Annotated in this window: 17 protein-coding genes and 1 CRISPR repeat array; of the genes, 6 read left to right on the top strand and 11 right to left on the bottom strand. The window is 70.6% G+C overall.

Annotated features, from left to right (window positions below; genetic code table 11):
* A partial coding sequence (locus KVS67_RS10745; protein ID WP_217565334.1) for a transposase occupies positions 1-219 on the top strand: 219 nt, incomplete at its 5' end.
* Here the strand turns inward: KVS67_RS10745 and KVS67_RS10740 are convergent.
* Complete coding sequence (locus KVS67_RS10740; RefSeq protein ID WP_134416912.1) at positions 216-476, bottom strand: hypothetical protein; 261 nt, start codon at positions 474-476, stop codon at positions 216-218. The genes KVS67_RS10745 and KVS67_RS10740 overlap by 4 nt on opposite strands.
* A 152-nt stretch (positions 477-628) precedes the next feature.
* The gene (locus KVS67_RS10735; RefSeq protein WP_160312128.1) at positions 629-805 is read right to left on the bottom strand and encodes a hypothetical protein; all 177 of its coding nucleotides are present in this window, start codon (positions 803-805) and stop codon (positions 629-631) included.
* Positions 806-1,114: 309 nt separating this feature from the next.
* Here KVS67_RS10735 and KVS67_RS10730 point away from each other — a divergent pair, with 309 nt between their 5' ends.
* The 4 genes from KVS67_RS10730 (at position 1,115) to KVS67_RS10715 (ending at position 4,345) form a co-directional block, all read left to right on the top strand.
* Positions 1,115-1,414: a hypothetical protein gene (locus KVS67_RS10730; RefSeq protein ID WP_217565333.1), complete on the top strand. Its 300-nt coding sequence runs from the start codon at positions 1,115-1,117 to the stop codon at positions 1,412-1,414.
* A 3-nt stretch (positions 1,415-1,417) separates the two neighbouring features.
* Positions 1,418-1,867: a helix-turn-helix transcriptional regulator gene (locus KVS67_RS10725; protein ID WP_049159095.1), complete on the top strand. Its 450-nt coding sequence runs from the start codon at positions 1,418-1,420 to the stop codon at positions 1,865-1,867.
* A gap of 101 nt (positions 1,868-1,968) precedes the next feature.
* On the top strand, positions 1,969-2,601 hold the full coding sequence (locus KVS67_RS14120) for an HNH endonuclease family protein (protein ID WP_368669052.1): 633 nt from the start codon (positions 1,969-1,971) through the stop codon (positions 2,599-2,601).
* 34 nt (positions 2,602-2,635) lie between these two features.
* Positions 2,636-4,345, top strand: a complete 1,710-nt coding sequence (locus KVS67_RS10715; RefSeq protein ID WP_217565331.1) for an RNA-guided endonuclease TnpB family protein — start codon at positions 2,636-2,638, stop codon at positions 4,343-4,345.
* 1 nt (position 4,346) lies between these two features.
* Positions 4,347-4,618: direct repeats of the CRISPR family, unit length 28 nt; unit sequence GGAAGCCCCGCGCACGCAGGGATGAGCC.
* 150 nt (positions 4,619-4,768) lie between these two features.
* Here KVS67_RS10715 and KVS67_RS10710 read toward each other — a convergent pair.
* From KVS67_RS10710 to KVS67_RS10695, 4 genes are all read right to left on the bottom strand, one after another.
* Positions 4,769-5,320 (bottom strand): hypothetical protein, encoded by a 552-nt coding sequence (locus KVS67_RS10710; protein ID WP_217565330.1) that lies wholly within the window; start codon positions 5,318-5,320, stop codon positions 4,769-4,771.
* 28 nt (positions 5,321-5,348) lie between these two features.
* Complete coding sequence (locus KVS67_RS10705) at positions 5,349-5,618, bottom strand: hypothetical protein (protein ID WP_031943818.1); 270 nt, start codon at positions 5,616-5,618, stop codon at positions 5,349-5,351.
* A gap of 79 nt (positions 5,619-5,697) precedes the next feature.
* The gene (locus tag KVS67_RS10700) at positions 5,698-5,967 is read right to left on the bottom strand and encodes a hypothetical protein (RefSeq protein WP_206450840.1); all 270 of its coding nucleotides are present in this window, start codon (positions 5,965-5,967) and stop codon (positions 5,698-5,700) included.
* 160 nt (positions 5,968-6,127) lie between these two features.
* On the bottom strand, positions 6,128-6,457 hold the full coding sequence (locus KVS67_RS10695; protein ID WP_031943816.1) for a DUF3846 domain-containing protein: 330 nt from the start codon (positions 6,455-6,457) through the stop codon (positions 6,128-6,130).
* Between the two features lie 572 nt (positions 6,458-7,029).
* On the opposite strand from KVS67_RS10695, the gene KVS67_RS10690 reads away from it, so the two are divergent.
* Complete coding sequence (locus KVS67_RS10690; protein ID WP_217565329.1) at positions 7,030-7,773, top strand: hypothetical protein; 744 nt, start codon at positions 7,030-7,032, stop codon at positions 7,771-7,773.
* 427 nt (positions 7,774-8,200) lie between these two features.
* Here the strand turns inward: KVS67_RS10690 and KVS67_RS10685 are convergent, their stop codons facing one another.
* The 5 genes from KVS67_RS10685 to KVS67_RS10665 form a co-directional block, all read right to left on the bottom strand.
* Positions 8,201-9,196, bottom strand: a complete 996-nt coding sequence (locus KVS67_RS10685; RefSeq protein ID WP_217565328.1) for an IS481 family transposase — start codon at positions 9,194-9,196, stop codon at positions 8,201-8,203.
* 339 nt (positions 9,197-9,535) lie between these two features.
* A complete protein-coding gene (locus KVS67_RS10680; RefSeq protein ID WP_217565327.1) occupies positions 9,536-11,038 on the bottom strand; it encodes a hypothetical protein in 1,503 nt (500 codons plus the stop codon).
* Positions 11,039-11,334: 296 nt separating this feature from the next.
* The gene (locus KVS67_RS10675; RefSeq protein WP_123244501.1) at positions 11,335-11,592 is read right to left on the bottom strand and encodes a hypothetical protein; all 258 of its coding nucleotides are present in this window, start codon (positions 11,590-11,592) and stop codon (positions 11,335-11,337) included.
* Between the two features lie 209 nt (positions 11,593-11,801).
* On the bottom strand, positions 11,802-12,779 hold the full coding sequence (locus KVS67_RS10670) for a DUF4192 family protein (protein WP_217565326.1): 978 nt from the start codon (positions 12,777-12,779) through the stop codon (positions 11,802-11,804).
* Positions 12,780-12,933: 154 nt separating this feature from the next.
* Entirely contained in the window at positions 12,934-13,245 is a 312-nt protein-coding gene (locus tag KVS67_RS10665) for a hypothetical protein (protein WP_135019861.1), read from the bottom strand.
* Positions 13,246-13,534 lie beyond the last annotated feature (289 nt).

Here is a 13,534-nt window from a genome sequence, read left to right as displayed (position 1 = left end):
CAGGGCCACCGCAGACGGCGCGGTGCCCGCGGCGGGCGCCCCGTCAGCCTCGACGCGGACGCCTACAAGGGCCGCAACGTCATCGAGCGTCAGTACGCTCACCTGAAGCAGTGGCGGGGTCTGGCGACCCGGTATGACAAGTACGCGATCATCTACAGGGCCGCTGTGGTCCTGAATGCTGTGCTCGCATGGTCAAAACGATTGTCAGACATGCCCTAGGCCGCGGTCAGCACGGCGCCTGCGTGCGCGGGCACCAGCCCGTGGGCGGCGGCGTACTGGAAGCGCAGCATCTGGGCCAGGTGGGCCTGGGCTTGCATGAACGCGAGGACCTGAGCGGCGTCGGGCCGGTAGGCGGTGCCGTCGGCGGTCTGGGCGCGCACCATCTCGGGGCGGTCGTGGGCGACCCAGCGGGCCACCTCGGAATCTGTGGTCGGCAGGGACGTGGTCATCCGCCCTTGCCAGGACACCTGGATCATCAGGGACACCTCCACCCTTACGTTGATCTGACGTCAACATACTAGGTGGGCTGGCAGGTGGAGGGCAACAAGCTCTGGACGCGCGAAAGCGCCCCGCGAGGTTCCTGCGACTGTCAGATCAACGGGAAAGCGGGGCGCTTCTGGGGTCCAGTCTAGGCGACCAGCGCCGCCGGCGGGAAGGCGTCCGGGGTGTCGATGAACCGCCGCAGCACCTGGCAGCAGTGCCACCAATGGCAGGCTGCGGTGCTCGCATGCGCGCGCTCGCTGTCGGTCACCACCTCGCTGGCCTCGGCCAGGGCGGCCTCCAGGTGCTCGACCTCGATGCTCATGGCTCCTCCGATCCGCGGGTGTCCTTCACCGTGGATAAGGCCGTCGCGCGGCCGTGATGTCCCTTCTGGGCGCCAGGCAGAGCGAAGCCCTCCCGGCGCGGAGGGGGGATGGCCAGGAGGGCTTCTAAGTCGCAGGCCCTACGGGATGGGCTCACGTTCGACCTGTGCAAACCGTAGCAGGGGCAGTGGTGACGGGGGGAGGGTTGTGGATAAAGGTTGCGGGTGTATGGAATGACGCGTATGGTTTGACGTGTATCGCTAGACCTACGTGAGGTGATTCTGTCGCCTCCAGATTGAGAGAGCACCCCCATGACCACCTTCTACTACTCCGTCAACGAGATGGCTCGGCAAGCCGGCTTCACCTCGCCCTCCACCTGGACCCGCATCAAGAACGACCTGCGCGCCCCCGACGCCGTCATGGTCAGCAAGATCCAGGGCGCCGGCTGGACCCTGGACAGCTGGGAGGACGCCGCCAACAACGAGCTGCACACCCGTCGCGAGCCCCTGATGAAGGCCATCACCCGCCTGCGCCTCGAGGAGGAGGCCCTGCGTCAGGAGCACGGCGTGACCGACCAGGACGAGCCGGCCGACCAGAAGGCGGAGGGCTGAGCCATGAACGCTATCGAGCTGAAGTGCCGCCGAGAGGCCCTCGGTCTGTCCCGCGACGCCCTCGCCGACACCCTGGGTGTCGCGGAGAAGAGCATCACCCGCTGGGAGTTCGGCAAGAACCCGCCGCGGGACTGGTCCTGGATCGACTCGGCCATGACCCGCCTGGAGGACTACCGCGAGCGCCTCGTGGAGGAGCTGATCGCCGAGACCTTGCGCGTGCATGAGCAGGCCGGTGCCGCGCTGATGTTGACCTACGCTTCCCGCGGTTCCTTCTACAGGTGGTTGCCGGAGATGGAGGAGCCGGACATGGGTGATGGCATCGAGGTGATTCCCGTGGAGCTGCACCGGGCGGCCACCGCCGAGGCTGCGCGCCGGCTGCGGGTGAGCCATGGGCTGCACGCTGTGATTGAGGCTGTGCCCACTCCGCAGGAGCGTGAGGGGGCGGGCTCGTGAGCGTGCGTCGATGGGTCTCGAGCGTCGTCGCCGTGGTGGCTACTCTGGGTGTGGCTGGCGCCGTCGGGGGTGGACATGTGCAGGGGGTCCAGGTGCCAGAGGTGAAGCTTCCCAAGGTGGCGCTGCCCAGCGGAGTGGAGCTGCCCTCACTCGGCGACACGTCCCCGACGCCGGCGGCCGGACCGGTCGGGGGCCAGCTCGAGCAGCTGGCCCTGACCTCCGCGGCACCGGCCAGCGCCTACACGCGAGACGCGTTCGGCCAGCGCTGGGCGGACGTGGACCGCAACGGCTGTGACACCCGCAACGACGTGCTGCGGCGCGACCTGACACAGGTGCAGATCAAGCCCGGCACGCAGGGGTGCAAGGTGCTCTCCGGCCAGCTCGTGGACCCCTACAGCGGCGCTACGATCCCCTTCTCCTCCCAGGACTCCCAGGCCGTGCATATCGACCACACGGTCTCTCTTGCCGATGCCTGGGCCTCCGGGGCGTGGGCGTGGGACGAGTCCCAGCGCACGGCGTTCGCCAACGACCCGGCGAATCTGCTGGCCGTGGATGGGCCGGCGAACACCTCGAAGTCGGATGCGACCGCGGCGGACTGGCTGCCGGACACCGTTGCGGGCCGATGTGAGCTCGTGGAGCACCAGGTGGTGGTGAAGGCCAAGTGGGGGCTGAGCGTCACCGAGCGCGAGCGCGCGGCGATGCGCAGGGTGTTGTCCTCCTGCCCGGCTGGGTGAGCGAGGCCGTAACGTGTCCGGGGGGTGGGTGACCATGCCCCTGAACGGATGGACGATGCTGGCGCAGGTGGAGGTGCGAGCGATGACGACTACCACGGGTACCGACCTGGCCCCGAGGCTGCGCGCGTTCAAGCACCGCCTGGACCCCAACCCCGCCCAGGCCACCCTGCTGGCCCAGTACGCCGGTGCCGCGCGCGTGGCCTACAACATGCTCATCGCCCACAACCGGGCCGCCCTGGCCGCCGGTGCCGCCCGTCGCACCGAGCTGGCCGAGACCGGGCTGGCCGGCCCCGAGCTGGCCGCGCGCATGAAGGCCGAGCGCGCCGCCGACCCCACCCTCCGCGTGGCCAGCTACCAGTCGTACTCCACGGCCCACCTGACCCCGCTGATCCGCCGCCACCGCGAGGCCGCCGCCGCGATCGCCGCCGGCGCCGACCCGGCCGAAGCATGGACCGACGAGCGATACGCCGAGCCCTGGATGCATACCGTGCCCCGCCGCGTCCTGGTCTCCGGTCTCCAGAACGCCGCGAAGGCCACCGAGAACTGGATGGCCTCCGCCTCCGGCACGCGCGCCGGCGCGCGCGTCGGCCTGCCGCGGTTCAAGAAGAAGGGCCGGTCCCGGGACAGCTTCACCATCCCCGCCCCCGAGGTCATCGGCGCCGCGGGCACCCCCTACAAGCGCGGCGAGCCCCGCCGCGGGGTGATCACCGACCATCGGCACCTGCGCCTGGCCTCCCTGGGGACCATCCGCACCTACGACAAGACCAGCCGCCTGGTCCGCGCCTGCCGCCGCGGCGCCCAGATCCGGTCCATGACCATCTCCCAGGCCGGCGGACGGTGGTACGCCTCGATCCTCGTTGCCGATCCCACCCCCATCCGGACCGGGCCCAGCCGTCGCCAGCGCGCCAACGGCGCCGTCGGCGTGGACCTGGGCGTCAAGCACCTGGCCGCCCTCTCCACCGGCGAGGTCATCGACAACGGCCGCCCCGGTGCCCGCCAGGCCGCCCGCCTGACCCGCCTCCAGCGCGCCTACGCCCGCACCCAGCCCGGCTCGAACCGCCGCGAGCGCGTGCGCCGGCAGATCGCGGCACTCCAGCACGGGATCGCCCTACGTCGGGCGGGGCTGCTGCATCAGGTGTCCACGAGACTGGCGACGGACTTCGCGGTGGTCGCCCTGGAGGACCTGAACGTGGCGGGGATGACCCGTTCGGCCCGCGGGACGCTCGAGGCGCCGGGTAGGAACGTGGCCGCCAAGTCCGGGTTGAACCGGGCGATCCTGGATGCCGGGCTGGGGATGCTGCGCCGGCAGCTGGACTACAAGACCTCCTGGGCAGGGTCCCAGGTGAAGATGATCGACCGATTCGCGCCCTCCTCGAAGGCGTGCTCGCGCTGCGGGACAGTCAAATCCACGCTGTCCCTGGCCGAGCGGACCTTCGAGTGCGAGGCCTGCCACCTGGTGATCGACCGCGACGTGAACGCCGCGATCAACATCCGGGCGTGGGCTGTGCAGGAGGAGCGTGGAGCAGGGGTCGAGCTCGCCCGAGGCCGTCGGGAGAGTCGAAACGGACGTGGAGCTGCTGTCTCGGGCCCGCCATCTGGCGGGGCCGCGGGGCAGGGGCGTGGAAGCGTCAAGCCCGCACCCCAGGGTGTGGGCATGTCCAGCCGGGCAACTGGCTGGTCATCCCAACCCCCCTCAACCGAAGGGGAAAGCGCAGTGCGCGGAGCATCCGCCCTGGCCAGGTAGTGGAAGCCCCGCGCACGCAGGGATGAGCCGTACATGGTCTCTCCTTTTGTGGTCCGCATTGTGGAAGCCCCGCGCACGCAGGGATGAGCCCGACTGCCGAACTGATCGGCTCCACGCGCTGACGGAAGCCCCGCGCACGCAGGGATGAGCCCACCACCGTGTAGTGATGCACGTCGCGGGAGGGGGAAGCCCCGCGCACGCAGGGATGAGCCCACGGGCACGTCGTCAAAGTCGGTGAGCCCGTCGGAAGCTCCGCCCGCGCAGGGATGAGCCAGACTCCCAGGGGCATTCACGGCTCCTGGGTTGAGCTGTCGTAGGGATCTGGGCTGGTCCCCGGTCCTTCCTAGACGCCAGCCAGTGCTCGTGACAGCTGTGGGTGTCGTGGAGGTGCTGCGGGGACGTGTCGCGGTGTCCGCGGGATGCTCAGCTGGTGGGCTCGGGGACGGTGGCCTCGCACTGGACCATGGGCATGCCCTTGGGGTCGCCGGTCTGGGCGTCCAGGGGGGCGGTGGTGCCGTCGGCGATGATCTCGCAGTGCAGGTCGCCGGCGGCGGGCAGCTGCGGGACGTTGGCGATCACCTGGATCTTTTCACCGGGCTTGGCCTGGGTGTGCAGGGTCAGGGGGGTGGTGCCGGCGGGCTCGGCGGGGATGGTCTCTTTGGTGTGGGTGTCCGCGCCGGTGCCGCCCACGAAGAGGTTCACGCCGCCGCGGGCTGCCGTGGTGGTGGTGCCGTCGCGGGGGATCCACTGGATGCGGATCTGCACGTCCACGGGCTTGGCGGGGGCCGAGCTGGAGGGACGTGTCGTGGGGGTGGCCGAGCTGGCGGCCGCAGTGGGTGCCGTGGTGCTGCTCGCGGCTGCCGTGGGGGCCGCGCTCGCGCTCGTCGACGGGGCAGGAGCAGGTGTGGCGGTGCACCCCTGGAGGGCGAGGCCGGCCAGGGCCAGGGGGAGCAGGATCAGGGGGCGGGTGCGCATCAGGGGGTCTCCTTCGGTGCGGGGCGGATCAGGCGTCCAGGATGGTGATGGTGGCCCCGGGCTCCAAGCGCTCGAGGTCGGCCGCGGTGAGGACCGCGAGGTTGTGCTCCAGGCTCGCCTCGCGGACGTCGCCGGTGTCGGGGAGGCGGCAGGCGCGGTGCAGGGACTGCTCCAGCGCGGTGATCGCGGACGGGTCGGCGTGGCGGACGTGGCGGATCAGGCCGCCGACGGTGCCCTCGAAGGACTCGTCGGAGCCGTGGGGGGTGATCAGGATGCGGGAGCGGGCGTTCAGGGGCATGGGGTCTCCTGGGGGCGTGGAGGTCGTGATGGTCATCCTGCCCGCCCTCCCGCCGGTGTGGCGGGAGGGCGGGGGAGGATCAGCGGATCACCAGGACGGGGCCGGTGATGATCTCGCGGGCGTCGAAGCCGGCGTCGTGGATCATCTCGGTGGCCGTGGAGTTGAACGGGCGGGAGGAACTGTGGCGGGCGTCGGCCCAGAGCGACCAGTCGCCGTCCATGCCGTCGTAGTCGCCGGGGTTGTAGACCTCAGCGGTGGCGCCCAGCAGGCGGTCGACGTCGGCGGGGATGGTGTGGAGCTCGACGTCGGCGGTGGTGCCGTCGGGGTGGATCATCATGGCCTTGGTCATCGGAGTCCCTTTCGTCGGGGGTGCGGGGGTCCGGGTGACCCCTGCTGATGTGTATAACCATACACGCGCAAGATTGACGGCGCAACAGGGGCGTGGGATTCGTGGGTGGCCCCGGCGCGGCCGGGGCGGGCGGGCCGCGGGGCCCGCCCGCCCGTGGGGCTCAGTCGTCGAGGCCGAGCCGCTCGCGCAGAGCCTTGGTGGGGGGCAGGTAGGTCTCCCCGTCGTCGGCCAGGTCGCCGGTGATCAGCACCGGGCCGACGATGACGTCGTCCGGGGCGAGGATGGTCAGCTCGTGGACGATCCGGTGACCCTTGGAGTTGACCGGCAGGCCGGCGATCTTGCCCTCCTCGTTGAGCCAGATGGTGTGGTCGCCATCGTCGGAGGACAGGGCCTCCACGTAGCCGCCGACGTGCTGCTGGAAGTCCTCCAGGCCGTTGACCTGCTCCTCGGTGACGTCGCCGGTGGGGGTGATCAGGATTGCGTTGGCCATGATGGCTGTCCCTTCTATGGGGTGCGGGGATCCGGGTGATCCCTGCTGATGTGTCTAACCATACACATATGCGGGCGTATGTGCAACACCCTGCATCGCATCAGCCGCCGGCTGTGCCACGGATGCAGCCGGCCCCGCATCTCCGCGACACGTCCCCGGCGTGCCGCGAGCGCGGGGCCAGGGTGGGCCCCGCGCTCGCGGGCGGGGGGGGGTCAGCCCAGGGCGGTACCGAGCTCGTGGTGGGCGACCTTGTCCAGGGCCGCGACCAGCTCGGGGTGCAGCTGGGTGATTCTCCACAATTCCATGTCTGACATGGAGTGATTCACACGCGCCCCGCCATGTGACAGCTATGTGACAGATCCTGCGAGCCCGCCCAGCGCTACCCGTAGCACGCCCCCTCGCCGCCACACGGTGGCTAGCCCCCTTCGTCCCGCCTGCCCTCTCCCGCCAGAGTCGCCAGCCGACGCGTTGGCAACTACCGCTCTACCGCAGGGCAGGTTGTCATCACCTTATGGGTTATCCCGGTGCCCCCGCCCCTTACCCGCCCGCCGGAGCTTTACTAGGCTCCTGCTATGACATCCACCACTCCGGAGAGCGCCGACAAACCCCCCTTACCTGACGTGCTGTCCTTCGACGACTTCGCCATGGACTGCTACTTAGATGAGATTCAGCGCCATGTCGGCCGAGCGTTGAATGCTGCGCGGTTGATGGACAAGGCCATAGCGATGCGCCGGAGCCTGGGTTTCAACGTTCCACCTTCGCCTAGTAGCAACGCCGAGGGGCAACGTCTTCACGAAAAAGCCTTCGATCATGCTGAAACCGTGGTTAGCGAAACGGCCATGGTTGCCCAGCTGATTTGGCCAAAGACTAAGAATGGGCAGATGGGTCCGGGTGAGACTAGGCCCGAACGCGATCAGCGGATGAAGTTCGCCGAAGGGAGAGGGGCAGCGATTCGAGAAGCCCTCTCTGTCCCAGAGGACAGCCCGATCCGCTCGCGAGCGCTACGCAACAGCATCGAACATTTCGATGAGCGACTGGACAGGCTCATGATGTATCCCCCTCGGATCATCCTCCGCAACAACATCGGGTCTAAAGACATGATCACCGGGATTGAAGGGCTCGAAGAAATGCACTTGCACCACTTCAACCCAGAGGACGGCCAGTACACAATCCTTGGCGAGTCCGTCTCTCTCCCTGACGTCACACGGGCTCTTCAGGCACTCGACCGCCAGGTAGTAGCGGCGAAGGAACGTCTAGCAGCTCGGCACTGGTCCGCGACGCGTAGGCCTTGGGACCCTGGGGGCCCGCACCTGTAGGCGCGAGGCCCCCAGCCCGGGACCAGGGCTAACCGCTCACGGTCCATCCCCCATCCCCAGCTGTGCGAGCGTGGGCAGCTCGTCGACCAGACTGGCCAAGTGGGCCCGCCGCCTGGTCTCGCCAGCTCTGCCGACGCGCCCGACGCGGTGAGGGGGGCACGCCTGTCCGGGCCAATCCTGATGTGTCTCCTGAAGTGTCTCCTTGGGGGGACTCCCAGAGTCCCCCCGTGCGGGACTCTGGGAGTCCCCCGTTCCAGACTCTGCGAGTCCCCCACCCGATGGGCTCGGCCGGTTGTCTACGGCTCTGGGATCAGCGCGGGGAACCCGTCGCCAGGTGACCGCCCTTCCCTCCCCGACCGGCTCGAACTGGTATAGCGGGTCCTGGTTCAGGGCGCACTCGGCGCGCACGCGCGGGCGGGCCTGTCCACTAGATGTGATGTCCAGGGAGGTTATTGAGCCTGGTGGCAGGCGCGGCACCGATCGCGGAGTGGACGCGATGATGATTGTAGAAGTGCAGCCATCCAGGCAACGCGGCCCTGCGCTCCGTCTCTGAGCTATAGAACCGGGCGTAGGCCCACCCGTCAGCGAGCGTGCGATGGAACCGCTCAATCTTCCCGTTCGTCTGCGGCCGGTAGGGCCGAGTCCGCTTGGGCTTGATCCCGAGCTCGGTACAGGCATCACGCCAGGCATGCGAGCGGTAGGCCGAGCCGTTGTCCGAGAGCACCCGCTCCACCTCCACGCCCAGGCGCGCGAAGTGGGCGACCGCGCGGCGCAACACCGCGATGGCCGTCTGGCTGCGTTCATCGGAGTGCATCTCGACATAGGCGAAGCGGGAGTGATCATCGATCACGGTGTGCAGAAAGCCCACCCCGAGCCGGGGCTGGTATCGGGCATCACGGGTTCCTTCGCGGTCCGAGGTCGCCGCGCGGTGCTTCATGCCCTGCTGGCGCCCGACGAATCGGTGTCCGCCCCCGTCGGGGATGCGCCCGAACTTGGTGACGTCGACGTGGATCAGCGAACCGGGGTGGGGGTGCTCGTAGCGGCGGATCGGCTCGCCGGTGACCCGGTCCAGACGGGCGAGGCGGTTGATCCGGCAGCGCACGAGCACGGCATGGACGGTGGAGGCCGGCATCCCGAGTTCTCCAGCGATCTGTGCCGGCCCCAGGCGTCGGCGCCATCGGGCGGCCACGATCTGTTTCACCACCGCCGGCGGTGTTCTGGTCGGCATCGTGGACGGCCGGCTGGACCGGTCTGCCATCCCTGCAGGTCCCTCGGCCCGGAAGCGTGTGGCCCATTTGCGTGCGGTGGGTGGGGAGACCATGAACATCTTGGCCGCGGTGGCGACCGGCCAGTGCTCCTCGACGATGAGCTTGGCCAGGCGTAGGCGGGCGCGAGGGGTCAGGGCGGCGTTAGCGTGGGACATGAAGGCCTTCTGTTCGCGTGAGCGGTTTCTCGACAACTCCACTCTCGCAACAGGAGGCCTTCGCCTGTCAGCTATTCACGCAACAACGTCCCTGGACATCACAACTAGATGTGATGACGCCCTTCCGAACCAGCTTGGTGATGACACGTTGCGTCTGCCGACGGACGGATTCAGGGTCAGCCCCGGGCTTCCAGTACCCCAGCGCCGCCGCGAGCGCTTCCCATCCGCCGTAGTACAGCGGGGGTGCCCCGTCGTCACGGGCGGTGAGCGCCATGCGGACCGCGGCATTCATGTCCCCCGGGGTCAGGTGCTGGGACCACTCGGCATAGAGGGTCAAGGCTAGTCGCGCCCCCACGGCTCACCACCCCCCGCGGCCGGGCCGCCACCGAACCCGCGTGCCCGCAGGTCCGCCGCGGCCGCCCGGTAGTCCCCGCCATGATGCAGCAGCGCATATGCCTGAAACGGACTGTAGGGACGGCCCGGCTGAAACGGGGCCGCAGATGTGCTGAACACGAACAGTCGGTCCGCCTCGGAAGCGTGGCCCGTGGTCGCAGAGTGCCCCGGGGACCGCTTGCCAGGGTGCGCCCATCGGCGCTCGTGGCCATGCGTGGAGGGGCCGGTGCTGACGTCGAGGGCGCGGGCGCCGGCGCGGGAGGTGTGGGTGCCATCGGAGCCGGTCAGCTCCAGGCACTGCTGACGGGCGCGCGCGGCGGCGGCGGGGGCCGCGAGGGCGTGGGCCTGGCGGCGCTGGTCCTCCAGAGTGGCCACGGCCTGGCGGCGCCGGGCGCGGTCGTCGCAGTCCTCGCCCCACGGGTCGGGCTGGCACATCACGTCGCCGCACTCCGGGCAGGGCTCGAAGGCGGAGGGCAGGGAGTCGAGGTCGAGAAGGTGGTGCTCAGGCATCGGAGGTGCCTCCTTGGTCGGGGTGCCGGGGGCCTCATGCCCCCCGCTACGTGTCCAACCATACACATACAACGGCGCGCGCACAACACCACCCGCGAGCGCAGGTCCACGCGCCCGTGGTCGTGACGCGGAGGGGACGGGGACGTGCCGCGATCCAGGGGAGCCGGCAGCAGCTCGATGCAGCCGGCAGCTCAGCTTCACGACACGTCCCCGGGATGCCGCGAGCGCGGGGTCCTCCCGCGCTCGCGGCCTGCCGGTCAGGCGGTGGGCAGGGCGGCCAGGCTGTCGCGGTCGGCCAGGGTGGCGGCCTCGCGGGCGGCCGGCGTGTAGCCGTCCAGGGGGGGCGACGTAGGCGCGTCCGTGTGCCCAGGTGCCGATGCTCCAGCCGATCAGGTCCAGTGCGCCGGGCACGCCGTGGATCCGCTGGCGCAGGTAGCGGGTGCCGTGGAGGCGGCCGCCGCCGCTCAGCACGTCCATCAGCAGCCCGGGCAGGCCCAGGGTCGCGGGCAGGGCGGGCAGCTCGACGTCGGGGCCGGGGGCCTGGGGGATGGCGGGAGTGGGCACGCCGGGGGCGGCGAGGTTGGCGAACGTCCAGCGCTCGCGGCCGCCGACGACGTCGACGTGGACGCGGTCGGCGGTGGCGGTGACGTTGACGGGGGTCTCGGGCAGGGGGAGCGCGTCCAGGTGGCGCATCAGCTGGGAGACGTCCAGGGCGCACAGCGCCACCGGCGGCAGGCCCGCGAGCGCGGCGGGGGCCGGGCGGTCGGAGTCGGCGTAGGCGCAGGCGTAGGCGTCCTCGTGGGTGCTGATCACGCGCAGGGCGTTCTCCGGGAGCACCTCCAGGTGGACGGGGCCGCGGTGGGGGGAGACGCGGGCGGCGAGGGAGCCGGCGCGCAGGGCTGCGCGCAGGGAGCCGGCGGAATAGATGTGCTTGGACATGGGGGCCTCCTTGCCCGTCGGGGTGCCGGGGGCCTCGTGCCCCCCGCGACGTGTCCAACCATACACATACACCGGCGCGTGCACAACACCATCCGCGAGCGCGGGCCGGCGCGCCATCGGTCGTGTCACAGGAAGGGCGGGGACGTGTCGCGGTCCCCGGGAGCCGGCAGCAGCTCGATGCAGCCGGCAGCTCATCTCCACGACACGTCCCCACGCGGCAGCGGGCGCGGGACCCGCCCGCGCTCGCGGCCAGGGGTGACAACGGGGGCGGCGCGTGCGCGCCGCCCCCGTTGTGCTCAGCCGCCGTACACCTCGGCGGCGGGCATGCAGTAGGGGCCGCCGTCTCCGTGCCACTGGTCGGAGAGGGTGTAGACGGTGCGCCCGCGCATGCCGTTGTGGGCCACCGAGTAGGTCCCACGGCTGGGGTCGATCGCGGTCACGGTCCCGTCGGCGTAGCTGATGCAGTGGCCCAGCTGGATGCGGTCGACGATGACCACCTCCTGGCCGATGTGCACGTTCTGGGAGGTGCAGATGGTGGTCTGGTCGGTGTCCATGTCGGGCCTCCTGGCCGCTCGGGGTGCCGGGGGCCTCATGCCCCCCGCTACGTGTATAACCATACACGCGCGCGGCCGAGCGGTCAACAGCGATTTATACAGCGCCCGCCCACGCGTGGGCCGGGCTACGCTGGCGGGCGTGCACCGTCGGGGCACCGTCTCCACGGACGCCGGGGGGCCAGCGTTACGCGCTGGCCCCCCGGTCACGCTCAGCGGCCCTCAGCGGCCCGCGTGTGCTTGCCCCAGGCCCACGCCGGGTCGGTGGCCACGACGGCCACGGGCGTGGCCCGCGTCATCCGGCGCACGGCGCGCACGTGCGGGTGGTGCGGGGCGCCTCGCTCGGCGAGGTTCAGGCGGCCATCGGCCACCGCTCCTGCGCCTCGGATCCAGGCCACGTAGGCCAGCACCGCCAGCGCCCCGGCGCAGGCGTGGCCCGGACCGAGGGCCACGGCGGCGTTGAGCACCGTCTCGGCCTCCACGCTCGCCTTCCAGCGCAGACCGTGCGGGAACTCGCCCCGGGCGAAGTCCACCGCCTCCAGCCGGATCGGGGCCGTGCAGGCCACCAGCGCCGCGATCAGATACTCCGGGTCACGGTGGTTCAGGGTGGCCAGCACGACGGCGGCGGCCCCGGCGTCGTTCTGATCCTTCAGCAGGCGGTTGATGCCCTCGATCAGCGCCGGAGCGTCCGCGTGCATGTCCGTCAGCGTGGCCGCGTGAGCCGCCACGGCCTCCGTCAGGGCGTCCGACTCGCTCGGGGTGGCGGTGGGGTACTCGGCCCGCGCACCGTCGAGCAGGGCCAGGTGCAGGCCCAGCGTGGAGGTGCCCGGGGCGTAGGCCACGGCCTCGCCCGTGCCCAGGTTGGTGCACATGCGCCCGTCCACGTGGATCAGCCCCTCCACGCTCAGACCGTGGCCGGTCAGGATGGACTCCAGCTCGAGCCAGCGCAGGGCGCGGTCCTCCGGGCCGTAGCCGATCAGGAAGACGCGCGTGCAGTTGGCGCGGCGCATGCTGGCGGCGATCACTCCGGCCATGGTGGCGGGGGCGGCGACATCGTCAAGGCGCATCACCGGCCCCAGCCGCGAGCCCTTCAGGCCGATGGCCACCACGGAATCCGCGGGGGTGGACGGCAGGGCGGCGGCGGCGTAGTCGGTCAGATCAAGCGGGGTGCGGGCGGTCAGAGCATCCATCGTGTCCTCCTAGAGGGGTGCGGGGGGCCTGGTGCCTCCTGCTGAGTCAAACCATACACAATAAAATCCGGGACTGCAACGTTGAGTATGGCGGTGATATGGCGAACGTATGGCATGGCCCTGCCCCGCCTCGCGGCGGGGCAGGGAGTCGGAATCAGCGAGGATCGGAGGCCGGAGCGCGCCAGGCCGAGCGCGCGGCACGTGTTGTGCCGAGCACCAGGCGCGCGGTGACACGCGCGGCGGTGGTGAGCATCAGGGCGAGCACCAGCGCACACCACAGGGCGAAGGCGATCAGGGCCGGCGTGGACAGCGCGGGCACGTACACCGGTGCCAGCCCCCCGAACGCGGCGACGAAGATCAGGACGGAGCCGACGCACAAGGCGTGCCGGGCGACGAGCGCGCAGCGGTCGAGTCGGGCCGTCAGGGTGGCACGGGTGGTGGGGCGACGGGTGCCAGCACGTTTCACGGTGTCCTCCTTGAGGGTGCAGGGGGCCGGGCGTTTCCCGCTGAGTCAAACCATACACGTTTTGTGGTGTGGACGCAATCGGTTGTGTGGTGTTGTTTGTGGTGGGGATGTGGTGGTGCGCTGGCGGTGTTATGGCATGGGCGGGGGGTGGGGCTGCGCGGGGTGCCGGCCCGCCGGCCCGCCGGCCCGGCCCCTCGGCTCCCTGGCCCGGGGTGTGGGCGTCTGAGGGCCGTTCGGGGTGCGGGTGGGCTTGTGGGGGTGCAGGGGTGGGAACGGGGCGCAGGCGGGC

The sequence above is a fragment of the Micrococcus sp. GbtcB5 genome (assembly GCF_019091605.1).
Classification (GTDB): Bacteria; Actinomycetota; Actinomycetes; order Actinomycetales; family Micrococcaceae; genus Micrococcus; species Micrococcus luteus.
The sequence above is the reverse complement of the archived record's forward strand: the minus strand, read 5'-3'. Positions and strand labels throughout refer to the sequence as shown.